A 24,644-nucleotide genomic window follows, 5' to 3' on the forward strand; every position below is an offset into this window, starting at 1 on the left:
CTTAGTCGATACTATATGCTAAAACGCGCGAGATTTCGGTGAAGCTGCGCCCGCTTTCTTCGTGCCAAGTGTTGAACGCAGCCTGCACCGCAGCCTTGGCGGCTTTCGAGGTCGGCGCTTTGTCGATCACCCCTTCAGCAACCAACCGCGCCACAACATCGCGGGTCATCATAAACCCATCACGCCCCATCATCCGAAGCGCATATGCACCAGTGTTCCCGCCCAATCGCGCACCGTTGGCTTTCAGCCAATCCAGTAGCCCGAAATAGTCTTGTTCGGGCCAATCCCCGATCTTGCGCCCGAAGCTGCCAGCCTCGTCCGCAACGGATTGAATGAACACGGCGTTCTCTTGGATCGAGCGGATTTTGGGGGCGCTGCGAATGACGCGCGTGTCGGCCAGCAATTCGTCAAACCAATCGTCCGACATCATCGCGCAGCGGCCAATGTCGAACCCGTGGAATGCCTCTTCGATGCCGCCCCACTTATTGACGATCACCTGCCAGGCTAGCCCCGCTTGAAAAATCCCTTTGGCAAAACAAGCAAGCCAAGCGCTGTCATCCAGCGCGGCCAACTCGTCTGCAGATTTTGGCTGGGCGATGTCATCGAACACAGCCCCGAACGAGCCTTTGCGTTCGACCGCCATCATCAGAATGTCGTCAAATCTGCGCATACGCCCCTCCTGCCCCGCATCTTGCCCCCGCCCCGGATGAATGCAAGCCGAATTTCCAAACGCGCCCGTTGACTTCGCGGCGCGCGCGGGTCAAAACGCGGCTACACATAACCCGCAACCGGGCGTTCCGTGGGCGCCAAAACGACGAGGAGCTAGGCCAATGAGCCAGATTTCCCTTACATTCCCCGATGGCAATGCGCGTGAATTCAACGCAGGTGTAACCCCTGCAGAAGTCGCCGCTGGCATCTCTAATTCGCTGGCCAAGAAGGCCATTTCCGCCACTGTGAACGGGGCCCATTGGGACCTGCAATGGCCGATCAATGACGACGCAGACATCGCCATCCACACGATGAAAGATGCCGAACCTGCACTGGAACTGATCCGCCACGACTTTGCCCACGTGATGGCGCGTGCGGTGCAAGAAATCTGGCCGGACGTCAAAGTCACAATCGGACCGGTCATTGACAATGGCTGGTATTATGACTTCGATCGCGAAGAACCCTTCACCCCAGAAGATCTGGGCGCGATCGAAGCCAAGATGAAAGAGATCATCAACAAGCGCGACCCGGTCACGACCGAGATTTGGGAACGCGACCGCGCAGTGAAATTCTATGAGGCCAACAACGAGCCTTATAAGGTCGAACTGATCGAGGCCATTCCGGGTGACGAACCGCTGCGCATGTATTGGCACGGGCATTGGCAGGACCTTTGCCGTGGTCCGCACCTGCAGCACACCGGCCAACTGCCCGCTGATGCTTTCAAATTGATGAGCGTGGCTGGGGCGTACTGGCGTGGGGATAGCGACCGCGCCATGCTTCAGCGTATCTATGGTGTGGCCTTCCAGAACAAGGACGGGCTGAAAAAGCACCTGCATATGTTGGAAGAGGCCGCCAAGCGCGACCACCGTAAGCTGGGCAAGGAAATGAACTTGTTCCACATGCAGGAAGAGGCCCCGGGTCAGGTCTTCTGGCACCCCAACGGCTGGACCATTTATACCGAGCTTCAGGACTATATGCGTCGCCAGCAGCGCAAAGGCGGCTATGTCGAAGTGAACACGCCTCAGGTCGTGGACCGCAAATTGTGGATCGCGTCGGGTCACTGGGACAAGTACCAAGAAAACATGTTCATCGTTGAGGTGGACGAAGAGCACGCCCGCGAGAAGGCTGTGAATGCGCTGAAACCCATGAACTGCCCCTGCCACGTGCAGGTGTTCAATCAAGGTCTGAAATCCTATCGCGACCTGCCCCTGCGCATGGCCGAGTTCGGATCCTGCGCACGTTACGAACCTTCTGGCGCTTTGCATGGCATCATGCGGGTTCGCGGGTTTACGCAGGACGATGGCCACATCTTCTGCACCGAAGACCAGATCACCGATGAAACCGCGCGTTTCATCGAGTTCCTGTCCAAGGTCTATGCCGATCTGGGCTTCCACAACTGGACCATCAAGCTGTCGACCCGTCCAGAAAAACGCATCGGGGAAGATGCAAGCTGGGACCGTGTTGAAAAGGCGCTTGGGGACGCCTGTAATGCCGCTGGCTATGAATACGAGATCCTTGAAGGTGAAGGTGCTTTCTATGGTCCGAAGCTTGAGTTCACCCTGACAGATGCCATCGGCCGTGACTGGCAGTGCGGCACCTTGCAGGTTGACCCGTTCCTGCCAGAGCGTCTGGATGCAACATATATCGGCGAAGACGGCGCCAAGCACCGCCCGGTCATGTTGCACCGCGCAACACTGGGGTCGTTCGAGCGTTTCATCGGCATCCTGATCGAAGAACACGCAGGCAAGCTGCCCTTCTGGTTGGCTCCGCGTCAGGTGGTTGTCGCGTCCATCGTGTCGGATGCGGATGACTACGTACACCAGGTTGTGGAAACCCTGCGCGCTCAAGGCATCCGCGCCGAGGCCGACATCCGAAACGAGAAGATCAACTATAAGGTCCGAGAACACTCGGTTGGCAAAGTACCGGTCATTCTGGCAGTCGGCATGAAAGAAGTCGAAGACGGCACCGTGTCGATGCGCCGTCTGGGCGAAAAGCATTCGAAAGTGCTGCCTTTGGATCAGGTCGCCGCCGATCTGGCCAAGGAAGCGACGGCCCCTGATCTGGTTTAACCTGCACATCACTCTAAAAAAGCGCCCTTTGACCCGGTCAGAGGGCGCTTTTTTGTGTTACACACCATTACAACCACTCACAAATGCCGTGAGCCACGCGACGCCGCGTCGCAGAAAACTGTAACATTACAGAATTTCAAGCCGTGATTTTTGAAAGATGTGAACAGCGCGTCGGCGAATTTCGTTACAATCCGTTACAGCCCCGCTAAAGTTAACCCAAGGGAAACTCATGTTTTCTTGGCCCGGCGCAATTTCCTCACCCGCACGACCGCTCACGCACGCGTTATGTTCCGCTCGCGCTGACATGACAGGCCCGTGATCTACGTTTTCGTGAGTGGAGACAGTCCGTTTCCCCGCTTAGCTTTTCCTTACCGCTTTGAGGCGGATCGAATTACAAACCCGAAAGGAAAATCGATGTCGAAGAAAACTGTAGCCATCCTGGGCGCCGTCACCGCTGCTGTAGCTGCCAACGCTGCCCCTGCTTTTGCTGAAGATAACGAAAAGTGCTTCGGCGTTTCGCTGGCAGGCCAGAACGACTGTGCCGCTGGCCCCGGCACCACCTGCGCCGGTTCGTCGACCGTCGACTATCAGGGCAACGCTTGGAAACTGGTTCCGGCTGGCACCTGCGAGACCATGGAAATCACCGATGCAGACGGCAAGAAGCACATGGGTTCGCTGGAAGCGACCGAAATGAACCTGCCGGGCTAATCCTAGCGGATTTCTGAACAGTCCCAAGAATACCGCTCTGGCCGACACCGCTTGGCCAGAGCGACCTTAAAAGAACACGAAGGGCTTTGATATGTTGGAACAACGCGCACACACAACGCTTCCCGATGGCGCTGGTGTTGGCTACAAACCACAGCATTTCCAAGACCTTCTGAACGCGCCTGGAACAGTTACTTGGCTGGAAATCCACGCCGAAAACTATATGGGCGAGGGAGGCCGCCAGATCGCGCAGCTGCGTCATCTGGCCGAGAACTTTCCGATTTCCGTCCACGGCGTCGGCGCTTCAATCGGAGGCGAAACCCGTTTGGACCCTGAACACCTCGCCCGGTTGAAAAAGCTGGTGGATTGGCTGAACCCCGCCAGTTTTTCGGAACATCTGGCCTGGTCGACCCATGACAGTGCGTTTCTGAACGACCTGCTGCCCCTGCCCTATACCAAGGACACGCTGACCCGCGTCACCGCCCATATTAACGAGGTTCAGGATCTTCTGGGCCGCAAGATGCTGCTTGAAAACCCGTCCTCTTATCTGGCATTCGCGGAAAGCACTTGGTCCGAGCCCGATTTCATCCGAGAGGTCGCCCGCCGCACCGGTTGTGGCCTGCTTTTGGATGTGAACAACGTCTTCATCTCGGCAACCAATCTGGAATTCGAAGCGCTCGATTATCTGGACGCTTATCCGCTGGAATTGGTCGAGGAAATTCACCTTGCCGGTCATGATGAAGACGCGGACGAGTTGGGTCGTAAGCTTCTGATCGACAGCCACGGCAAGCCGGTGGACGAACCGGTATGGGCGCTGTTCGACCACGTTATTGCCCGCACCGGCGCCCGTCCGGCGCTTGTCGAATGGGACAATGACGTGCCCGCATGGGACGTGTTGGAACGCGAAGCCGCCCGCGCGGCCTTACAAATGCAGTCCGTCGTCACCGGCCAACCCCAAAAGGTGCCCGCATGACCCAAGACACGCTGACCCAATCGCAAGCTCGCGCCAGTGTTTCGCAAGCCGAATTCCGCGCTGCGATCCTGGACGCGCAAGTTGATGTGCCCGAAGGTTTGTTGAACCCGGACGGAGAACAAGCCTCAAAGCGCTTTTCGGTCTATCGCAACAACGTGGTCCACAGCCTGTCCGAGGCGATGTTGACCGGCTTCCCGGTGCTAACCAAGCTGTTAGGTGACGAGTTTTTTCGTGAGATGGCAAAGGTTTACCTGCGCATCCATCCGCCTGCCTCGCAACTGATGATGCATTACGGGGCGGCCCTGCCCGGCTTTCTGGAAAGCTTCGCCGGCACGCTGCACCTGAAATACCTGCCCGACGTGGCGCGTCTGGAACTGGCCCTGCGCCGTGCTTATCACGCGGGCGACGCTGATCCGATTGATCCAGCCAAGCTGACCGATCTTGGGCAGCACGAATTGATGGAGGCCCGCCTGACCCTCGCCCCGGCTTGCGAGGTGCTGCGCGCCAAATGGCCTGCGAAATCCATCTGGGATTTCAACATGCATGACGGCCCGAAACCAAGTGCGGGCGGCGAAGACATCCTGATCTCGCGCATCGGTTTTGAACCTGTGACACACCTGCTGCCCGAAGGGGCTGCGGCCTTTGTCAGTTCGCTTCTAAAAGGCCGCAGCTTTGGCACTGCGCTGGGGTTGGCCACATCTGACACACCAGATTTCGATCTGACCGCCACGCTGACGATCCTGATCGCAGCGCAGGCCATAACCGGCATAGACCGGTAAATAATAGAAGAAGGAAGGACCACACCATGCAAGCCTTGGTGCACATACACAACCGGCTGGCCGGACTGGCGGATCGCGCCGCCCCGGAAGCCCTGCCCCTGCTGGCGCGCTTTACTTTTGCCGCCACGCTTCTGGGCTATTTCTGGGCCTCGGCGCTGACCAAAGTTGGACCGGGTATCTTTGGCATCTTCAAGCCCTCGCTTGGTGCCTATGCCCAGATCTTCCCCAAAGCGATGGAGGCCGCCAGCTATAATGTCGGCGATCTAAGCTTCTTCCACTGGGCCGTCGTTTTCGCAGGCACCGTGGCCGAGTTCATCCTGCCGCTTCTGATCGTGATCGGGCTGTTCACGCGTCTGGCCTCGTTGGGCATGATTGGCTTTGTGATCGTGCAAAGCCTGACCGATCTTTACGGCCATGGCGGGATCGAGCACGCCGAAACGCTGGGCGCGTGGTTTGACCGTATTCCCGACAGCCTGATCCTTGATCAGCGCTTGTTCTGGGTCGTGATCCTGCTGATCCTTGTTGTGAAAGGCGCTGGATCGCTTTCGGTGGATCGCCTGTTGAAGCTTAAGTAACCAGTAATGTGTTTGCTTGTGGGAGAGGGCACCTTTCGGGGTGTCCTTTTTCCGTTTCGACAAACGAAAACACCCGCAAGGCGGCCCTGCGGGTGTCAGACGTTCAAGTTTACTGCGGCCTAGTGTGGGTCAGGCTTTACAGCGACCAGCGCCAGAATGCCGCCCAACGCGGCCAGCGCGATGGGGAACATGGTAAAGACGCCGTATCCAAAAGCGAAATACATCCCTGCGGCCGAGGCCAACATCAGCCCGCCGCCGATCTGCGCAACCGAACGCGCCATCGCCCCACCGGCCAACGCCAGAAGCGGCGCGATCAGGGCAAAGGCCCGCACGCGCCCAGGGTTCTCGACCTGTTCGGCCAGGTCTGGCAATTCGCCAAACCGGTCGATCACTTCCGTGTATCCATATCCAAAAAATCCGACGATCATGCCCAAAACACCTGCAATCACACCCAAAACCAACGCGGCATTACGCATCACAATTCTCCTGCTCTTTCATCCCAGATAAGGGATCAGACGCTGTTCTCCAACCATTTGGCTTGCGTTTTTACGTCCCAACCCAGCGTCAACTGGCCACCTGCCTCGATCACCGGGCGCTTCATAAGTGTGGGATGCTGGGCCAAAAGCGCTACCGGATCCCCTGCCCGTTCGCCTTCTGACAGCCCGCGCCACGTGGTTGAACGCTTGTTGACCAGCGCGTCACCGAACGCCTGAAAAAACCGTTCAAGATCAGCGGCGTCCACCCCGTCGGCGCGCACGTCGACATAGTCCAACGCCTGCCCCGAGGCCTGTAACGCCTTCACGGCCTTTCGGCAGGTATCGCAGTTTTTCAATCCCCAGATGCGCATTTCGCCCCCTGTCATATTCCTGTCACGCGGCCCGCACAATGTGCCGCCAGCGCCCGTTATGACCGTAATTGGCGTGAAACGAAAGGACGCAGAGACCCGCTGCAAATCCGGCATCGCAAAGGTTTCCCTTGCATTTTGCCGCCCCGTCCCCACATTAGGCCGGGTAAGACAGAACTATCTACCGCCTCCTTTCATGCAGTCGGACGATACCTGATTGCAAACGAAAGCCCGCAAACTGTAGGGTTAAACATAGGAGAAGCGGACATGTCCGATAAACAAACCGGCACCGTAAAATGGTTCAACACCACCAAAGGCTATGGCTTCATTGCACCCGATAGCGGCGGCAAAGATGTGTTTGTACACATCTCGGCTGTTGAGCGTTCGGGCCTGACCGGTCTGGCCGACAACACCAAAGTGGCTTACGAGCTGCAAGAAGGTCGTGACGGTCGCCAGTCGGCTATTGATCTTGAGGTTCAGGGCTGATTTAGCCTTTACCTACTAGAATTTCGAAACCCCGCGGAGTGAAAGCTCCGCGGGGTTTTTCTTTGGGGAATGAGGCATTTGCTGAGAGCTCCGTCCGACCTCGGCTGGGTGCGGTGCCAGCCCGTCACCAAGTTTGCTGAGGGCGGCGCCTGACCCTGGGATGGTGCGAAGCGCCCTCCCGTGGGGAGGGTCGGGCGCTGCCCGTGCGCGGCACGGGCGGACACTCTGAAGTGAATACTCTCTCAGAACTTACCGGTCTCTTTTATTAACCCAAACAGATAGATTGGGCATTTGCAGGCCACAACTTTGCTTTCCTCGATTATACGTCGGTTTAATTTGCGAACTTCACTGGTACCGAAACCCGCAAAGTAATGCTTATCTGGCACGGAATTACCTAGCTCAACAAAACAAACGGCCAGATCAGGTGCAAGAATTGTCCAGATCTCGGATCCGCTTCTGTTTTTCCCTGCGATAGGTATTCCAAACCTTATTGGAAGCGCATCCCCGAGAACAAACTGATCAAAGCCACTTGTTGGGCTAGAGATTATCAAAGAGAATTTCTTCAGTTGGTCGATAACTTCATCAACTTCTACCGCAGCTAAATTAGCTCTAAGCGCATCGCTATAACTTACTGGATCGCTGGGTTCTCCATTTATTTGCTCGTAAGCATGTCTGGAAAGGCCTAATTTTTCGAAGGAATAATCGACTATTGAATCCAGATCATAAATTCTATCAATTTCAGCTCTAAAGCTTGGCTTCCGAATTAAGGAAGAGCAAAGATACTTTGCTAATAAATCTCTATCTTCAGGGACCAACTTAATCTTCCCATACAATTGAAGCTCACTACGTAGCTTATCGACCAGGCAAGCGATCTTGTTGTCTATATTCTGATCAAGCCAGCGTTCGGCACCGTCATTTCGTCGTCCTGATTGCGTCATAAACGAGTTGGAGTGGAATGACTGAAATGATTTATCCGTGTTTCTTTGGTGGATACCACGATCAGCGTCCTCGAAATCGAATCGAAGCAGAGAACTTCCTTCAAAACAAAAGTTTTTTAAGATTCCTTTGGGAATAAAATGGTGGTTCTTTGAACCACCATAATGCTCCATCACCCCTTTAACTCCGCCTCAAACTCGCGCCATTCCCCCTTGGACATGCCCGAGGTCTCCTGCGTAACCTCTTCGCCTTTCAGCATCCGGCGGATGCAGTCCATGGCGCGGCCGGACAGGTTGGCGCCACCAAGGCGGTAGTCCTCGAACGCGCCGTAGGCCGCCGGCACCCAATCCGCGACGACTTTGCAGATCGCGTCGGCATAGACGCGGATTTCGTATTGGGCGTGGTGGTCGGCGCGCAGGCGCAGGAAGTGGAACAGGTTGTGCAGGTCCACCTTCCAGTACCATTGGGTATAGATGTTGGCGGGCAGGTTCATCCGCGCCAGTTCGCGGGCCAGACCGTCCTGCCCCTCGTCCGAGATCATTTCTTCATAGTGATCATAGGCGCGGTTGCTGTCGGCTTTCAGGATCTCCAGCACGCGGGCGGCTTCCTCGCCCTGCAGCGCAGCACCCCGACCTTGGTTGTTCACCACCGATTGCGCGGCGACATGTTCGGGCGCGGGGATATAGAACTCGCGGTCGAGGATCGAATAACGCGCCGAGTATTCGTTCACATTCGCCGTGCGGTGACGGATCCACTGGCGCGCAACGAAGACGGGCAGTTTGACGTGCAGCTTGATCTCGCACATCTCGAACGGGGTCGAGTGCCAGTGGCGCATCAGATAGCGGATCAGCCCTTCGTCGTTCTGCACCGACTTGGTGCCCTTGCCATAGCTGACCCGCGCGGCCTGACAGATCGCGGCGTCATCGCCCATATAGTCGATCACGCGAACAAAGCCGTGGTCCAGCACTTCATGCGCGGTATAAAGGTGCTTTTCCATCCCTTCGCTGATGGCGCGGCGGGTTGTGCCGGTCTGGGCGCGTTGTTCTTCGATTTCTTGAATCTGCTCGGGGCTCAATGACATTGCGAATCTCTTTCTATTGACGGCCCCGCCACTATATCTAGTTGCGGCTTTCGGAAAAACAGCCATATGCCGGTGATTGCGTGTTTTGGCTGTTCTTGCCGCGCTCACCTGATAGGCTGGCCGCGAAACCAGCCAATCTTCGGAGAAAGATCAATGAAACTTCGCTATCTACACACAATGATCCGGGTGAAGGACCTTGAAAAAGCCATTCGCTTCTTCGAGCTTCTGGGCCTCGAGAAAATACGGCATTCGGATTATGAAGAAGGACGGTTTTCCCTGATCTTCATGGCGCCTCCTGGACAGCCGGAATGCCCGGTCGAGCTGACATATAACTGGGATGGTGACGAGGGTCTGCCATCGGACAGCCGCCATTTCGGCCATCTGGCATACGAGGTCGAGGACATCTATGCCATGTGCCAACACCTGCAAGACAATGGTGTGGTCATCAATCGCCCGCCGCGCGATGGCTGGATGGCGTTTGTACGCTCGCCTGACAACGTATCGGTCGAGCTGCTGCAGGCCGGCGATCGTCTGCCCCCGCAAGAGCCTTGGGCCAGCATGGAAAACACCGGGCACTGGTAATGCCTTGGCAGGTCAAATCTGTCGCAAAGCGGCTGCGCATTCTAAATCGCACAGCCTTGATGGGTCTGGCCTGCCTGCTTCCCCAACTCGCATATTCAGCCTCCCAATGCCGGCAAGCGCTGGCTTTGGGATTGGACGTGTCCGCATCCGTGGACAGTCACGAATACCTTCTGCAACTCGACGGGCTGGCCGCTGCGCTGGAAAGTCGTTTGGTGTTGGACAAACTGCTCGCCTCGCCTGACACCGTGATTGAAGTAAGCGTTTTTGAATGGAGCGGTCCGGGCAATCAGCGGATTTTGAAAGACTGGACCGCCCTGACCTCGGAAACCGTGTTTTCTAACATCGCGGATGGCCTGCGTCAGGTCACGCGCGTACCTGCCGACCCCTCGACGGGTATTGGCCGGGCGATGCTGTTCGGGGCCGACCTGCTGTCACAACGCCCTGACTGCTGGTCGCATTCTCTGGACCTGTCCGGCGATGGGCAATCCAATTCCGGTCCGCGTCCGCAGGACGTGCAAGCGGATCAGCGCCTTGAAAACATCACCGTGAACGCGCTGGACATCGGCGCCTCGGTGCCGGGCCGCGATCTGGCCTCGTATTTCGAGGCCTATGTCCTGCACGGCATCGGCAGTTTGGCCATGAAGGCCGACAGTTTCAAAGAGTTCGAAGCCGCCATGATCAAGAAACTGCTACGCGAGGTCCAAGGCGTGATGGTGTCCGGCGCCCCCGCCCCAACCGATCAATAGATATAGCGGATCTGATCCGTCCAGTATCGTTCAACCCGTTTCAACGCGGTGTTGATGTCTGTGATACCATCAGACGTCAGCACATCACGCGATTGAAGCCCGTCGGCGTGGCGTTCAAAAAGCCCCTCCACCGTGTCACGAATAGACCGACCTTTCTCAGTCAAGCGCACCCGCACCGAGCGGCGGTCAATTTCGCAGCGTTGATGGTGCATATAGCCCATATCGACCAGTTTCTTCAGGTTATAGGACACGTTCGAGCCCTGATAATAACCGCGGCTTTTCAGCTCGCCGGCCGTGACCTCGTTATCGCCGATATTGAACAGCAAAAGCGCCTGAACAGCGTTTACTTCCAACACGCCGACCCGTTCAAATTCATCCTTGATCACATCCAACAGCAGCCTGTGCAAACGCTCGACCAAGGCCAGCGCTTCAAGATATTGCACGACGTAGCCGTGATTGACCGATTGCCCAATCTGGGAATGCATGCTCATACGTCTCTCCGAACCGTTACTGTGACGATACTTGAGACTGAAAAAAGAACATTCAGTTAAATATGTCAGAAAACCGTCGCGAAGATTGGGACAATTTTCAGAAAATCAGGCTGCAATCAGCGTGACTGCATGTGGTTGGCAATGTGCGAGATCAGCTCGGACAGGGCTTCGGGCGCATCCTGCTGGCCCGACACCCACTGATAGAGATCCTGATCATTTTCGCCCAACAGCGCTTCGTACAGGTCAAGCTCTTCGGTGGTCATCCCCGCCAGATGATCATCGGCATAGCGCGACAGGATGATATCCATTTCCTTGATCCCACGCCGCATCGAACGCATGGCCAGACGCTTGACGCGATGTTCAGGCGTCTCGCCTTCGCGCGCGCCGGGGGTTTCCTTCAACTGATCCAAGGGAATGCCGCTCATGTCTTATCCTTCCAGACGCTTGCGCAGGCGTTTTTCCAGCCGACCCAGTTGGTCAGCCGAGCGGTTCATCTGCATTTTGATGTCACGGATTTCAAGCAGCAGGTCACGCACTTCCGGGGCTTCACCATCCCCAATCGACGGTTCGTCCACGCCTTCGCCTTCACCGGTCAGAAGCCAGCGCATCGAGACGTTCAGCACGCCCGACACCATCTGCAATTTATTCGCACGCGGCTCGGACAGATCTTCTTCCCATCCGCGCAGCGTTTTCAACTTAATGCCCAACCGTTTGGCCAAGGCCGATTGGGTCATATTCACGGCTTCGCGGGCGGCGGCCAGACGATCCCCGAAAGTGGCAGCCTCCTCGGAATACCAATCCGCGTTTGTGGTTGTCTGCTCCATGCCTGTCTCTCCTCTTAACAATGTCGATACGCGGCATCGGATGATGCTTGATCAGCTTCGCGGCGCACCCTAGAAGAATTGAGACCAACATACAAACCGAGGCCGCCATGTCTTTCCTCTCCGCGACACTTGAGCGCGTAAAACCATCCCCGACCATCGCTGTTTCCACCCTGGCAGCCGAATTGAAAGCCGCTGGGCGCGATGTGATTGGACTTGGCGCAGGCGAGCCTGATTTCGACACGCCAGAAAACATCAAGACCGCGGGCAAAGCCGCGATTGATGCGGGCAAGACGAAATACACGGCACCCGATGGGATGCCTGAGCTGAAGCAGGCGATCTGCGACAAGTTCAAGCGCGAGAACGGGCTGGAATACACGCCCGCGCAGGTGTCCGTTGGGACGGGTGGCAAGCAGATCCTCTATAACGCACTGATGGCGACGCTTAACCCGGGGGACGAGGTGATCATCCCGGCCCCTTATTGGGTGAGCTACCCTGACATGGTGCTGCTGGCGGGCGGCGAGCCTGTCGTCGTCGAATGCCCTATTGAAACGGGCTTCCGCATGACGCCCGAACAGCTTGAGGCCGCGATCACGCCGAAAACCAAATGGCTGATCTTCAACTCGCCCTCGAACCCCACGGGCGCGGGCTATTCGCGCGACGAGCTGAAGGCGCTGACCGACGTTTTGATGCGCCACCCGCATGTCTGGGTGATGACGGATGATATGTACGAACACCTAGCCTATGGCGACTTCGAGTTCTGCACCCCTGCCGAAGTCGAACCGGGCCTTTATGACCGGACACTGACCTGCAACGGCGTGTCCAAAGCCTATGCCATGACTGGCTGGCGGACCGGCTATGCAGCAGGTCCGGTGGAATTGATCGCTGCCATGCGCAAGATCCAGTCGCAATCGACATCAAACCCCTGCTCGGTCAGCCAGTGGGCCGCAGTCGAAGCGCTGAACGGTCCGCAGGATTTCATCGCAGAGAATAACAAGATGTTCGTGCGTCGCCGTGATCTGGTCGTCGAAATGCTGAACGCTGCAAACGGCATCGAATGCCCCGTGCCGGACGGAGCATTCTATGTCTATCCATCCATCAAGGGCTGCATCGGTAAAACATCGGCAGGCGGCGTGAAGATCGACACCGACGAGGCCTTCGCCAAGGCGCTTTTGGAAGAAAAAGGCGTAGCGGTCGTGTTCGGATCGGCCTTTGGCCTGTCGCCAAACTTCCGTGTCAGCTATGCCACGTCGGACGAAGCGCTTACCGAAGCCTGCACACGCATTCAAGATTTCTGCTCGTCGTTGGTATAGAACCAAGGGTGATCGAATCGAAAGGCCTGCAATGACCGCCGAGTTGCCAGATTACTATTTCCGCATCCGTGAAAACGGAGCGTTTGTGTTCAAAGTTGATACCGAAAACAGGCACCGTCGGATCGAGCTGGACCAGATCGCGGTTGTGAACATTAAAAACGGCGAGGTGAAGCCCCAAGGCGGGCGCGAACTTTCTGAGGAAGACAACGCCGCAATTTCCAATTGGATGGACAGCCGCCGCGCCCAGCTAAAGCAGCGCGATATCGACGACATCCTGCGCACGGTCGATCACCTGAACCTGACGACCCATTGGGCGCAGGCCCGTGCCTCGGACGACGAGCTTGAGCAGGTGACGGATGCGCTTTTGCTGGCGATGCATGACCTGCGGTCGATGCTGGTTCGCAAAAAGGCGGATCGGTTGATCAAAGGATAACGAGGCGCGCGCGTTAGGGGCGCTGCCCCTCGTCGTTTTTTTCTTGTCCCAAATATCCTCGCCGAAGGCATGAAATATGCCGCGCGTCTGCGCGGCCACCTCCAACCGGAACGGACCATCGCAGATGGGCCAATCCGGGCGGAAGTCCCTCAGCCGGCGCCTCCAATCCGCGAGGTCTTCATCCAGAAGCGCCACGTCATGAATGCGCCCGCGCAAACAAGGCCCAGCAAAAGTCCCCACCAGACCCCCACCGCGCCGAAGCCAAGCGTGATACCGAACAGGTAAGACGACCCCATCCCTACCAGCCAATAACTTAGCCCCGCGATCACCATCGGAACCCGCGTATCCTGCACGCCGCGCAGCAACCCCATGGCAATCGCCTGCGCGCCGTCAGCAAACTGGAATAAAGCAGCAACGACGAGAAGCGTGGTGCCAAGCGCGACGATCTGGTCGCGCAGACCTTCAGCCGGGTCCAGGAACAACTGGATCAATGGTGCAGGGAAGACAAGGAACAGGATCACAGTCAGGCCGCCAAAGATCACGGACGCCAGCGTTGCTGCCAACGCACCGCGACGCAGGCCAACTTCGTCCCTGCGGCCCAGCGCACGCCCTGCACGCACTGTGGCTGTCATCGACAGGCCCAGATGCACCATAAAAAACAACGCCGTGATCTGAAGCGCGATCCCGTGGGCGGCCAGTTCAAGCGTGCCGATCAGCCCCACTACAACGGTCGAAGCCGAGAACATCCCGACCTCGGCCAGCGTGGTCAGCCCGATGGGAATGCCCAGTTTCAACAGATCGACCAGCGCCTCCCAATCCGGCTTCCACAACCGTTGGAACAGGGCTTGCTCGGGGTTCAGACGAGCGGCATAGATCCACAGCACGACGCCTGCCGCAATCTGGATCGTGACGGACGCAATCGCCGCGCCGCGCACACCCAGTTCTGGCGCGCCCCAATTGCCGAAAATCAGCGCATAGTTGATGACCCCGTTCATGATGGCCGCGATGATCGTTGCCCACAACACAATGCGCGCGTGTTCCAGTGCCGACAGGTAACTGCGCAAGCAGTTCACGCCCAGCGCTGGGATCATACCAAACCCCGCGATCCGCAGATAATCCTGCGCAATCAGGCTTAACCCTTCATCCTGCCCCATCGCCCGAAGGATCGGCGCGGACATCCACATCAGGGGCAACACCGCCAAGGCAAACCCGATGGAAATCCAAAGCGCCATACGGGTCAGACGACGCACACGCACATCGTCCCCGGCCTCGGCCGCTTCGGCGACCATGGGCATCAGAGCAAAGGCAGGCCCCGACCCCATAATCAGGAAGATGAAAAAGAATGTGCCAGCCAAAGTGACGGCGGCCAGTTCCTCGACCCCGTACCAGCCCAGCATGATTGTATCGGTAATCTGCACCGAAAACTGCGCCAGCTGCGAGGCCACCAAAGGCGTTCCAAGCACCAGTACGGCACGCATGTGTTGGGGAAGGGTCATCACCTGTGTCATGCCCCACCTCTATTCCTGGTGGTGCGGCGGGGCAAGCAAAGAGTGGTGACGCTATCGCAGCATCCCAAGCAGTGCTTTCGACGGCGTGCCGGTCACAGCCAACCCGCGCGACCGCTGGAACGCCTCGATGGCAGCAAAGGTCTTTTTGCCCAAGACGCCATCTGCCTCGCCGGTGTCAAAGCCCGCACGGGTCAGACCCTGTTGCAGCGCCTTGCGATCGTCCAATGTCAGCCCGTATTCATCCGGTCCAAACGATGCCCGCAACGCCGGGCGTCCAACCAGCCGGTCCGACAGATGCCCCACGCCGATGATATATTTCTGTGCGTTGTTGTAGCGGCCCAGAACGGAATAGTTGTGATAGACCTCGAAGACCGGGCCACCCTCGCCCGCGGGCTTCATCACGCGACCCTGCCCTGATGGCGCACGGCCGGTGATTTCTTCCCCCCAACGTTGCCCACGTCTCCAGCCAGATCGGCTGAGATAGGCGGCGGTCGAGGCCAGCGCATCCGTCGGGTCGTCCGACCAGATGTCGCGCTTGCCGTCGCCGGTGAAATCCACCGCATAGGCCAGATACGAAGTCGGGATGAACTGCGTATGGCCCATCGCACCGGCCCAGCTTCCGGTCATGCGCTCGGGCGTGACATCGCCACGTTCAAGGATCTTTAGGGCCGCCATCAGTTGGCCTTCAAAGAACCGCCCGCGCCGCCCGTCATAGGCCAGCGTCGATAAGGCCGAGATTACAGGCACATCCCCGCGCCGTTCGCCATAGCGGCTTTCCAGCCCCCAGACCGCGACGATCACTTCTTTCTCGACGCCGTATTTGGCTTCTAGCTGGCTTAGCACGCCGGCATGTTTGCGCAGCATGGCGCGGCCTTTTTCGATCCGCGCGTCCGAGGCGGCAATGGCCAGATAATCTTCGAAACTGCGGGTGAACTCGGCCTGATTGCGATCACGTTCGACCACGCCGGGCAGGTATCCGACACCTCGGAAAGCGCGGGTGACAGTTGACCCACTGATCTCCTGTGCACGGGCGCGGGCCTTGGCGCCTTCGACCCATGCGTCAAACCCAGCATTGTGCACCGCGCGCATGTCTGACGACGGGCGCGGTGCGCTGACAGCCCCTGCCCCTCGCGACTGACACGCGGCCAGCGACAGCGCGGAAATCCCGGCCAAAAAGAAACGTCTGGAATAGATCATGACACCACCTGTACTGCTTTACCTAATACGGCCCAGTTCTACGCAGAGACCGCTTTTTTTCCAGACTACCCCGCTTGAACACAAGATTGAACGAAAAAAGGGGCGCAGATCGCGTCCCTTTTTCGTTAATGTTCTGACGATCAACCGCGGCGCTGATCCGGATGCAGGCTTGCGCCCAGAATGTGATCAGCGTTGTGGATCACTTGGCTTGCGTGACCCACGATCAGCGGATCGGGCGACCCGACCAGATCATAGTCCTTGTCAGGATAGTCGATGGTCGACAGGAAGTGACGCATGCATTCCAGACGGGCGCGTTTTTTGTCGTTCGACTTGATGATGGTCCACGGTGCGTCGGCAGTGTCGGTATAGAAGAACATCGCCTCTTTCGCTTCGGTATAGTCATCCCATTTCGACAGCGATGCAACATCAACCGGGCTTAGCTTCCAGCGTTTCAGCGGATCATCCTTGCGGCTGTCAAAGCGGCGCTTCTGTTCCTCGCGCGTGACCGAGAACCAATATTTGTACAGACGGATACCTGAACGTGTAAGCATACGCTCAAATTCCGGCGTCTGGCGCATAAACTCGAGGTATTCGCTGGGTGAACAGAAGCCCATCACTCGCTCGACACCTGCACGGTTGTACCACGAGCGGTCATAGAAGACCATTTCGCCTTCGGTGGGCAGCTGGCTGATATAGCGTTGATAGAACCACTGGCCGCGCTCCTCGTCAGTGGGCTTGTTCAACGCCACAACGCGGGCTTCGCGGGGGTTCAGATGCTCCATGAACCGTTTGATCGTACCGCCCTTGCCAGCTGCGTCGCGGCCTTCAAACAACAGAACGAATTTCTGACCCGTTTCACCAACCCAACGCTGCACCTTCAGAAGCTCGGCCTGAATGCGCGCCTTTTCAGCCTCGTATTCCTTGCGGCCCAGTTTGGTATCATAGGGATATTTACCGTTCTCAAAGGTCTCGCGGATCTGGTCGGCGCTGACTTTTGGGAAAGGCTTTGCGGCAGGCGCGGCAGGCGCTGCGGTGGCAAGCTTGGGGGCGGCTTTCGCGGCAGTTTTCGGTGCAGCTGTACGGGTCTGAGTCTCGGTCATTCGCATCTCTCCTTCATTTTCCAGTTTGCCTTTACCAAGACGCCTCGCAGCGTGCTTTGATCCGCATCAATAAATTTGAAGATGCTTAGCCATTTCCCGTTTAAGAAGATGCAAAAAAGGCCCGCCAACTGGCAGGCCTTTCGCGTTCACGATCAGACCGGATTGTCGACCCGCAAGGTTACATGGACGGTTCCGCGCACGGGCTTGGACCATTTCAGCCGTGCCAACTGCGCCGAGCTGCCCTGGTTCACCAGAACATGCGGGTTGTTCCAGACCTGATTGCCCGAACCATCGGTCAAATTCCCTTCGACGACAACTGATGTAACGGTGCGCGCATTGCCTGCAAACGGGAAATAGTCCGACCCATCCAGGTTCCAGGTATCCGCTTCCGTGTTTTGATTGAACTCCAACGTAACGGGCGAGATCGTGCGCTGATTGACACCGAAAAAGGCGTTGTTCTCGAACGTCACGTCCCGCATGCCCCACCCGTTCAGAGCACCGTGGGTGGTCGACACGCTTTCGACGCGATCAATGTTTCCGTTCAAAGACCGGAAGGTGTTGTTGCTGACATGCAGTCCCGACAGGTAATGCCCCGTGCCAAAGGGCTTGATCATTATCCATGTAAACCACGGGGCAACATCATTTGCGGTAAAGATGTTGTCGGTGATCGTCATACCGCCAAACGCATATTCGGTGCCGAAATCGGGCGTTGGATCATGTTCGTTGTTCCATTCGACTAGGCAATTGTCGATGTAATTTCCGGTCAAAACCGTCTTGTTGTTTTCAAGCGTGAACACGATCCCAGCCACACGAGGGCCGTCGCTGACTTCATCCCCCTGATACAAGTGATTGCCCTGAATGATATGGCCCGAGCCATAGATCACCATAGACGTCCCCATACGTTGAAACTGCGTGTCGCGGATTTTGGAATCGTTGGCGTTAACGTTCACCGCCACCGATACGCGATCCGTCGCAGGCAAGTCTTGCTCGTTTGAAATGAACTGGCAGCGGTCCACCTGAAGCCCTTGACACGCTTTCCCGATCGAACTGATCCCGTGATTTTTGGGTTTGATAAAGTGGCAATCTTGGAACACCATATTCTCGCCGTCACACGCCAACATCACCGCTGATCCGTGGCCGTTGCACTGGAACTCGATCTCGATCAGGTTCATGCGGCGCAGCTCGGCAAATCCGCCGAAATCCAGCACATATTTGTGGCGTTTGAACGTATAGGTCTGGTTGGAACTTGCCCCCCAAAGCGGTTGGCTCAGCTCAAGCTCACTGGCGCTGACATCGACCGATTTCACATAGACCTCGCGCCCAACGCCATTGCCCGTGACAATCGAGCCCGGCTGAATTGCCGAGATCCCCGGCACATTGGTCAGCTTCTTCGGATTGGCCGGGTTGTATTGTGCGGTCGAGGTTGTGACCTCGTCATCCCATGGCGCGCCACCAATAACATAGAACTGTCCGTTCCTGATCGCGCGCCGGATCAGAAAGGTATCCCCGGTCGAATAGGCCCCTTGCATGTCGATCGGCTCGGTCACATCGATGCGGCGACCACACATGTCCAGAACCTTGTGGTCGGTATAATGCAGCAGCGCTTGGAACGCCTTGCGGAAGCCCAGAATCTCGTCCCCGAAGGCGTCGATATAGGTGGGCAAATCGAAGCTGCGGGTCAGCGACAAATAGACATTGTCCGCCATGGTCACCGTGCCCTCGAACCGAATGTCAGTATGAAGGGTCAGGTTAGCGCCAATGTAGAACGTGCCTTCGGGCACCAGCAAAGTGCGCCCGCCGGCTGCCGCATCCGCCGCCTCGAACGCGGCGCGATCATCGGTGACGCCATCACCCGCCGCGCCAAAGTCGCGTACATCGACCCAATCCATCATATCGCGCAGATAGGCACCGGTGACGTCCTCGACGATCATGTCGTCAATGCGCACCGCTGCTCCGTTCGATCCGATCAGATCCAACCCCACATGGGCATAGTCGACATCATCCCCCCAAACCATGTCCACGCTGGACCGGCTGCCCGAACCGATGATGGCCGAGACCTCGACCACCTCGCCATAACTGGTCAGCGGCACGACCGGCCCAGTTTCAACATAGCCCCCCGCATAGCCCCCGCTCGACAAGCTGGGACGCGTCGCAATGCGCACCGACGGCAGCGGCCCCGAGATCACCTTGACCCGCGCGCGCACCCGCAGGTAACACCCTTGCTCGAACGGCGTCTGACCCATGAAGCGCAGCGTTTGGGTATTTTGGTCCTTGAACAGCTCTAGGCAACTGTCGAAATCCTGATCCGCCGGAACGATGGCCGCATTCCCAGCCCCGTCATAGGTCAGACTGCCGGGGGTGCCGTCCTCGCTTGACCAGACATCCAGCCCATCCGTAAATTCAGGCGGCATGAACACCACCCCTTCGGTAATCGCCTTGTTCATCAGGTTCCCTTTCCGGTCGATATCCACGCGCAGCCCCACACAGACGCGACAGGCGCACTGGACAGGGCGAGAAATGACAAAAGGGGTAGGTGTTCGGGGTTAATGGGTGTTAAGAGCGGCGCACGTTGCGCACGTCCCACAACAAAGAACGGCGCCCGATTTCTCGGACGCCGTCATTATTTTCAAACCCTTACGGGCGTTACTTCACCAAGTCACCCTTCAGTGCGCTGTCGATCAGACCCGCGGTTTCCTCGGCCCCATAAAGGGCTGCGAACCCGCCAAACCGCGGACCTTGGCTGGTGCCCAGAAGCACCTCGTAAAGCGCTTTGAACCAGTCGCGCAGGTTGTCAAACCCGTGCAGTTTTCCCACTGCATAGACCACGGATTGCAGGAACTCGTCCGACCCGAAATCGACCGCAGGCAGCGGATCTTCGCTGCCCATCATCTCGTTCTTCTTTGCGACCAGCGACAAAGCCGCCTCGCCATCGCGGAACCCGCCCGCCAGAGCCTCCAGCGCGCCGCGCTCCTGATCGGTGGGCAGGCGGAACACCTTCGCAGGCTCTACGAAATCCTCATAATACTTCACCGCATAGCCCGCCGCCGCATCCAGATCAGGGTGCGTTTCTGGCGATGCATCCGGTGCATACCGCTGGATAAAGCCCCACAGCTGCGCCTTGTCATGGGCATGCGCCACTGATGCCAGGTTCAGCAGCATCGAGAACGGAACCACCAGGTTCGACACCGGCACGTCGCCGCCGTGAATGTGCCATACCGGGTTGTTCAACTGCTGCTTTAGATCCTGCTTGTGGTACGCATTCAGCTGCTGGTGATATTCGTCCATCGCCTTGGGGATCACATCGAAATGCATCCGTTTCGCGGTCTTGGGCTTCAAGTACATGAAATACGCCAGGCTTTCCGTCGAGGCATAGGTCAGCCATTCGTCAATCGAAATCCCGTTGCCCGAAGTCTTCGAAATCTTCTGGCCATTGGCGTCCAAGAACAGCTCGTATGTAAAATGCTCTGGTGCGCGATGACCCAGAATGCGGCAAATCTTGTCGTAGATCGGCGTGTTCGTGCTGTGGTCCTTGCCATACATCTCGAAATCGACTTCCAGCGCCGCCCAACGTGCGCCAAAGTCCGGCTTCCACTGCAGCTTCACGTTGCCACCCGTGACGGGCAGCGTCCATTCTTTGCCGTCTTCGTCGTCAAAGGTGATCGTGTGGTTTTCCGCATTCACCTCTTTCATCGGAACGTACAGAACGCGGCCGGTTTCCGGGTGGATCGGCAGGAAGATCGAATAGGTCTGGCGGCGCTCTTCACGCAGAGACTTCAGCATCACCTCCATGATGTCGTCATACTTTTCGACCGCGCGCTTAAGCACTTCGTCAAACTGGCCCGACCCATAGAATTCTGTGGCCGAGTAGAACTCATACTCAAACCCAAACGTGTCAAGGAACCGGCGCAGCATGGCGTTGTTGTGATGACCAAAGCTTTCGTGGGTACCGAACGGATCCGGCACGCTGGTCAGCGGCTTTTGCAGGTGATCATGCAGGCTTTCGGAATTCGGCACATTGCCCGGCACTTTCCGCATCCCGTCCAAATCGTCCGAGAAGCAGACCAGCTTGGTCGGGATGTCGCTGATCACCTCAAACGCGCGCTGGATCATCGTTGTGCGCGCAACCTCGCCAAACGTGCCGATATGGGGCAGACCCGACGGGCCGTAACCCGTTTCAAACAGCACATATCCCTTCTCAGGCGCGCCCTTTTGATAGCGTTTCAGCACCCGGCGCGCTTCTTCAAAGGGCCAGGCTTTCGAACTCATCGCGGCGTCACGCATTTCGGACATGTGCTTTCCTTTCACTTCGCGCCTCTCGCGCTAAGTGTTCTCCCTATTGCGAAGGGCGCGCGGGGTCAATATTCTGCACTGCAACAGAGGAGCAATTCCAAGTGCAAGATATTCCCCATTCCCTGACCCCTCAGGACTGTCTGATCGCCGTAATGATGGCAGTGTCAGCATCAGATGAAGAAATCACGTCCGCCGAGCTTTTGACCATCGAGCGTATCGTCAACCACCTGCCCGTCTTCGCGACCTATGACCCCGACCGCTTCAAAACCGTGTCGCAAACGGTATTTGACCTCTTCGCGGTCGAAGATGGTTTGGATGCGCTGTTCGGTCTTGTCCGCGACAACCTGCCTGAAGGTCTATGGGAAACCGCATATGCGCTGGCCTGTGACGTCGCCGCCGCTGATGGCGTATTGCACGGGCCCGAACTGCGCATTCTGGAAGAAATCCGCTATGAGCTTAGCATCGACCGCCTGCATGCCGCCGCGATCGAACGTGGGGCACGTGCTCGTCACATGTCGCTATAAGGCGGCTTTTTTCAGCTAAAACGACGCAAAGGGGCCACGCGGCCCCTTTATCTTTTCCCCTGCGCCCCTGTCCAAACCCGTGTCTGAAAAGTCACCACGCGCCCGTGAACATCCCACGTCTTGAAGCCATGCCGTGTTCGGCCCATATTCGGCTTCAACACAACATCACAGCACCTTTAGCAGGATTAAAGCCCGGCTTTTTCCGCCTTCAAAGGTATCAACTTCAGGAACATCCATGCTGCAAGATTTCAAAATCACCGAACGCTGGCCCGCCACCCGGCCCGACGTCATCCAGCTTTATTCTCTGCCCACGCCCAACGGTGTGAAAGTGTCCGCAATGCTGGAAGAAACTGGCCTGCCTTACGAGGCGCATCGCGTCTCAATCATGGATGGCGATCAGTTCACGCCCGAGTTTTTGTCGCTGAACCCAAACAATAAGATCCCGGCGATCATCGATCCCAACGGCCCGGACGGGAAGCCATTGGCCCTTTGGGAAACCGGCGCAATCTTGATATATCTGGCTGAAAAGTCAGAGAAGTTCCTTCCCACCGACCCCGCCAAACGGGCAGAAGTTCTGCAATGGCTGATGTGGCAAATGGGTGGCTTTGGCCCCATGCTGGGCCAATTCGGCTTCTTTTATGCCTTCGCAGGGAAAGAGATCGAAGACAAGCGCCCGCTAGAACGCTACCGCGACGAGGCCAAGCGCCTTTTGGGTGTTCTCGATAAACGTCTGGACGGGCGCGAGGTTGTGGCTGGCGATGAGTATTCGATCGCCGACATCGCCATCTGGCCCTGGGTCCGCGCGCTGTTTACCGGCTATAACGCTGGCGAAATTCTGGAACTTGAAAGCTTCCCCAATGTGTTGCGCTGGCACACGACTTGCGCGGATCGTCCGGCGTCGAAAATCGCGGTGGATGTGCCGGCAAAGCCCTAGCAAAGCTAGACAATCATAAATTCAAAAGGGGCCGCACGGCCCCTTTTTTTCATGTCTCGAACAGCACCGACCAGCGGGCAATCAGATCGTGCTGAAGGCGCCGCGACCGGCGGCTCCATCCCCGCGCACCTTCTGGACGCTCCCGGAACGCCTTCGGTATTGCCTCGCGTCGTTTCATATCCGCTGTAAAGATCGCAAATGCCAGCTCGCGCCCATTTGGCGTGGTCGCATAGCCCGCCAGCGCGGACACGAAATTCAACGTACCGGTCTTGGCCCGGATCACGTGGTTTCCGCCATCCGGTAGCAGCTTGGAATTCGGCTGGATGTTCTTCAAAAGCGGCGCAAGATCCCCGTCAGGTGACAGTGAAATCAACGCCTTAACCATATCGCGTGCGGTGACAATGGATTGATCGCTCAGCCCGCTGTGATCGGCGAACTTCAAACGGCGCGTGCCCAATGCCCCATGCGACCAGTCCGACATCATGGCCGCCGATCCCGCCAGATCCGCCGGGGTTCCCCCCGCCTGAACGCTGGCAGCCATGCCCACGACCTCGGCCGTAAGGTTGGTCGAGTATTTCAGCATTCCTTGAACGATTTCTGAAACTTGGCCGGATTGGTACGTGACCAAAACCTCACCCGTCGCCACGCCTTCTTGCGCCATGGGTCGAGGCAGTTTCACCCCGTGTGCGCGCGCAAGCACCTGAAGCACCTCGCCCGCGTAAATGTCAGGCCGCCGCACCGGCAACCAACGCGATCCACCTTTACCAAGCGCACCCCGCGCAACAGTCCAACTGTCGACGCCCGCCGAATCCTTGTAGGTAAAGATCGGAAATTTGCGGTCCACCACCTGCATTTGCGCAACCTTCACCGCCGGGCGCAGCGTCGCGGATCGCGCATCCATCGCGACGTTCCATCCCAGCCCTTCGCGCTTCCATTCAAAATGCACCCGGTTGAAGTTCAGGTTCAGCCCGGAAATCGAAGGATTATACCCCAGATGATCTGGCTGCCCGGGATCGATAACCCGTTGATATGGAAGATAAGTTCCGTTCACATAGAACGCGCCGGTAATCCCTATGACGCCCTGCGTGCGCAGATCCTTCACCATGTTTGACAGGGCATCCGTATCCAGTGTCGGGTCCGCCCCGCCCACAAGGATCAGGTCGCCTTGAATGACCCCATTCTGCACCGGCCCGGTGGCCATCAAGCGCGTTTGAAAGCGATGTGCCGCGCCAAAAACCGACAGGGCATAAGCCCCTGTCACGGACTTTGCCACACTGGCTGGCGGCAAGGGCAGCACGGGGTTGTGAACCTCCAACACCTCTCCGCTGCGCGCGTCTGCGACCATGAACCCGATCTTGCCACCAAGCCCGGCGTCGGCGACCAAAGCTGCGACCGAAGGAAGGCGCCTTTTGGCATAATCGCCCGGTTTCGGCATTGGAAACAACGAGGTATCAGGCGCATTGGTAAACGCAGGCGTCGCCACGCCTGCCCCAATCCCCGCCAGAAATGCGCGTCGTGAAAAAAGGTTCGTCATGGGGCGAGTTAAGCC

26 protein-coding genes are annotated in these 24,644 nt (G+C 57.5%); 12 read left to right on the forward strand and 14 right to left on the reverse strand.

Features of this window, described 5'->3' with window-relative positions; translation table 11 throughout:
* Position 1 precedes the first annotated feature (1 nt).
* The gene (locus tag ACXAH3_RS05650; RefSeq protein ID WP_474861072.1) at positions 2-670 is read right to left on the reverse strand and encodes a DNA-3-methyladenine glycosylase I; all 669 of its coding nucleotides are present in this window, start codon (positions 668-670) and stop codon (positions 2-4) included.
* A gap of 160 nt (positions 671-830) precedes the next feature.
* Between ACXAH3_RS05650 and thrS the strand changes: the two genes are divergently transcribed.
* The 5 genes from thrS to ACXAH3_RS05675 all read left to right on the forward strand — a co-directional run bounded on the left by thrS (position 831) and on the right by ACXAH3_RS05675 (position 5,809).
* Positions 831-2,777, forward strand: coding sequence for a threonine--tRNA ligase (gene thrS, locus ACXAH3_RS05655; protein ID WP_474861073.1), 1,947 nt, complete (start codon positions 831-833; stop codon positions 2,775-2,777).
* 414 nt (positions 2,778-3,191) lie between these two features.
* The gene (locus tag ACXAH3_RS05660) at positions 3,192-3,485 is read left to right on the forward strand and encodes a BufA1 family periplasmic bufferin-type metallophore (RefSeq protein ID WP_246936518.1); all 294 of its coding nucleotides are present in this window, start codon (positions 3,192-3,194) and stop codon (positions 3,483-3,485) included.
* A gap of 91 nt (positions 3,486-3,576) precedes the next feature.
* Positions 3,577-4,455 carry an MNIO family bufferin maturase gene (gene bufB, locus ACXAH3_RS05665; protein WP_474861074.1) on the forward strand — a complete coding sequence of 293 codons (879 nt, stop codon included), beginning with the start codon at positions 3,577-3,579 and terminating at the stop codon, positions 4,453-4,455.
* Entirely contained in the window at positions 4,452-5,234 is a 783-nt protein-coding gene (locus tag ACXAH3_RS05670; protein ID WP_474861075.1) for an HvfC/BufC family peptide modification chaperone, read from the forward strand. The genes bufB and ACXAH3_RS05670 overlap by 4 nt, the downstream gene beginning before the upstream one ends.
* 26 nt (positions 5,235-5,260) lie before the next feature.
* Positions 5,261-5,809 (forward strand): DoxX family protein, encoded by a 549-nt coding sequence (locus ACXAH3_RS05675; protein WP_474861076.1) that lies wholly within the window; start codon positions 5,261-5,263, stop codon positions 5,807-5,809.
* 119 nt (positions 5,810-5,928) lie between these two features.
* Here ACXAH3_RS05675 and ACXAH3_RS05680 read toward each other — a convergent pair whose 3' ends face one another.
* On the reverse strand, positions 5,929-6,285 hold the full coding sequence (locus tag ACXAH3_RS05680) for a hypothetical protein (RefSeq protein WP_474861077.1): 357 nt from the start codon (positions 6,283-6,285) through the stop codon (positions 5,929-5,931).
* A gap of 35 nt (positions 6,286-6,320) precedes the next feature.
* Entirely contained in the window at positions 6,321-6,656 is a 336-nt protein-coding gene (locus ACXAH3_RS05685; RefSeq protein WP_474861078.1) for an arsenate reductase family protein, read from the reverse strand.
* A 264-nt stretch (positions 6,657-6,920) separates the two neighbouring features.
* On the opposite strand from ACXAH3_RS05685, the gene ACXAH3_RS05690 reads away from it, so the two are divergent.
* Positions 6,921-7,139, forward strand: coding sequence for a cold-shock protein (locus ACXAH3_RS05690; RefSeq protein WP_474861079.1), 219 nt, complete (start codon positions 6,921-6,923; stop codon positions 7,137-7,139).
* A 242-nt stretch (positions 7,140-7,381) separates the two neighbouring features.
* Here ACXAH3_RS05690 and ACXAH3_RS05695 read toward each other — a convergent pair whose 3' ends face one another.
* Together ACXAH3_RS05695 and thyX are read right to left on the reverse strand one after the other, a co-directional pair.
* Entirely contained in the window at positions 7,382-8,248 is an 867-nt protein-coding gene (locus ACXAH3_RS05695; RefSeq protein ID WP_474861159.1) for a DUF4238 domain-containing protein, read from the reverse strand.
* Positions 8,248-9,156, reverse strand: a complete 909-nt coding sequence (gene thyX / locus ACXAH3_RS05700; RefSeq protein ID WP_474861080.1) for an FAD-dependent thymidylate synthase — start codon at positions 9,154-9,156, stop codon at positions 8,248-8,250. The genes ACXAH3_RS05695 and thyX overlap by 1 nt, the downstream gene beginning before the upstream one ends.
* Before the next feature lie 153 nt (positions 9,157-9,309).
* On the opposite strand from thyX, the gene ACXAH3_RS05705 reads away from it, so the two are divergent.
* Together ACXAH3_RS05705 and ACXAH3_RS05710 are read left to right on the forward strand one after the other, a co-directional pair.
* Entirely contained in the window at positions 9,310-9,738 is a 429-nt protein-coding gene (locus ACXAH3_RS05705; protein ID WP_474861081.1) for a VOC family protein, read from the forward strand.
* Positions 9,739-9,797: 59 nt separating this feature from the next.
* The gene (locus ACXAH3_RS05710) at positions 9,798-10,484 is read left to right on the forward strand and encodes a DUF1194 domain-containing protein (RefSeq protein ID WP_474861160.1); all 687 of its coding nucleotides are present in this window, start codon (positions 9,798-9,800) and stop codon (positions 10,482-10,484) included.
* On the opposite strand, the gene ACXAH3_RS05715 is transcribed toward ACXAH3_RS05710, so the two are convergent.
* The 3 genes from ACXAH3_RS05715 to ACXAH3_RS05725 form a co-directional block, all read right to left on the reverse strand.
* The gene (locus tag ACXAH3_RS05715; protein ID WP_474861082.1) at positions 10,478-10,975 is read right to left on the reverse strand and encodes a MarR family winged helix-turn-helix transcriptional regulator; all 498 of its coding nucleotides are present in this window, start codon (positions 10,973-10,975) and stop codon (positions 10,478-10,480) included. The genes ACXAH3_RS05710 and ACXAH3_RS05715 overlap by 7 nt on opposite strands.
* Before the next feature lie 116 nt (positions 10,976-11,091).
* Positions 11,092-11,400, reverse strand: a complete 309-nt coding sequence (locus tag ACXAH3_RS05720; protein WP_474861083.1) for a succinate dehydrogenase assembly factor 2 — start codon at positions 11,398-11,400, stop codon at positions 11,092-11,094.
* A gap of 3 nt (positions 11,401-11,403) precedes the next feature.
* Complete coding sequence (locus ACXAH3_RS05725) at positions 11,404-11,799, reverse strand: helix-turn-helix domain-containing protein (protein ID WP_474861084.1); 396 nt, start codon at positions 11,797-11,799, stop codon at positions 11,404-11,406.
* Between the two features lie 107 nt (positions 11,800-11,906).
* Between ACXAH3_RS05725 and ACXAH3_RS05730 the strand changes: the two genes are divergently transcribed.
* Both ACXAH3_RS05730 and ACXAH3_RS05735 read left to right on the forward strand, forming a co-directional pair.
* On the forward strand, positions 11,907-13,109 hold the full coding sequence (locus ACXAH3_RS05730; protein WP_474861085.1) for a pyridoxal phosphate-dependent aminotransferase: 1,203 nt from the start codon (positions 11,907-11,909) through the stop codon (positions 13,107-13,109).
* Positions 13,110-13,140: 31 nt separating this feature from the next.
* A complete protein-coding gene (locus ACXAH3_RS05735; protein ID WP_474861086.1) occupies positions 13,141-13,542 on the forward strand; it encodes a hypothetical protein in 402 nt (133 codons plus the stop codon).
* A 149-nt stretch (positions 13,543-13,691) separates the two neighbouring features.
* Here the strand turns inward: ACXAH3_RS05735 and ACXAH3_RS05740 are convergent, their stop codons facing one another.
* From ACXAH3_RS05740 to ACXAH3_RS05760, 5 genes are all read right to left on the reverse strand, one after another.
* Positions 13,692-15,038 (reverse strand): MATE family efflux transporter, encoded by a 1,347-nt coding sequence (locus ACXAH3_RS05740; protein WP_474861087.1) that lies wholly within the window; start codon positions 15,036-15,038, stop codon positions 13,692-13,694.
* A gap of 63 nt (positions 15,039-15,101) precedes the next feature.
* Positions 15,102-16,247: a lytic murein transglycosylase gene (locus ACXAH3_RS05745; RefSeq protein WP_474861088.1), complete on the reverse strand. Its 1,146-nt coding sequence runs from the start codon at positions 16,245-16,247 to the stop codon at positions 15,102-15,104.
* 140 nt (positions 16,248-16,387) lie between these two features.
* Complete coding sequence (ppk2, locus tag ACXAH3_RS05750) at positions 16,388-17,347, reverse strand: polyphosphate kinase 2 (RefSeq protein WP_474861089.1); 960 nt, start codon at positions 17,345-17,347, stop codon at positions 16,388-16,390.
* 152 nt (positions 17,348-17,499) lie between these two features.
* Positions 17,500-19,791, reverse strand: coding sequence for a glycosyl hydrolase family 28-related protein (locus ACXAH3_RS05755; protein ID WP_474861090.1), 2,292 nt, complete (start codon positions 19,789-19,791; stop codon positions 17,500-17,502).
* A 199-nt stretch (positions 19,792-19,990) separates the two neighbouring features.
* Positions 19,991-21,637, reverse strand: coding sequence for a lysine--tRNA ligase (locus tag ACXAH3_RS05760; RefSeq protein WP_474861091.1), 1,647 nt, complete (start codon positions 21,635-21,637; stop codon positions 19,991-19,993).
* A 152-nt stretch (positions 21,638-21,789) separates the two neighbouring features.
* On the opposite strand from ACXAH3_RS05760, the gene ACXAH3_RS05765 reads away from it, so the two are divergent.
* A complete protein-coding gene (locus ACXAH3_RS05765) occupies positions 21,790-22,161 on the forward strand; it encodes a tellurite resistance TerB family protein (protein ID WP_474861161.1) in 372 nt (123 codons plus the stop codon).
* Positions 22,162-22,396: 235 nt separating this feature from the next.
* The gene (locus ACXAH3_RS05770) at positions 22,397-23,095 is read left to right on the forward strand and encodes a glutathione binding-like protein (protein ID WP_474861092.1); all 699 of its coding nucleotides are present in this window, start codon (positions 22,397-22,399) and stop codon (positions 23,093-23,095) included.
* A 49-nt stretch (positions 23,096-23,144) separates the two neighbouring features.
* Here ACXAH3_RS05770 and dacB read toward each other — a convergent pair whose 3' ends face one another.
* Entirely contained in the window at positions 23,145-24,629 is a 1,485-nt protein-coding gene (gene dacB, locus ACXAH3_RS05775) for a D-alanyl-D-alanine carboxypeptidase/D-alanyl-D-alanine endopeptidase (RefSeq protein WP_474861093.1), read from the reverse strand.
* Positions 24,630-24,644 lie beyond the last annotated feature (15 nt).

It is taken from the genome of Aliiroseovarius sp. ABM4_368, from assembly GCF_056161205.1.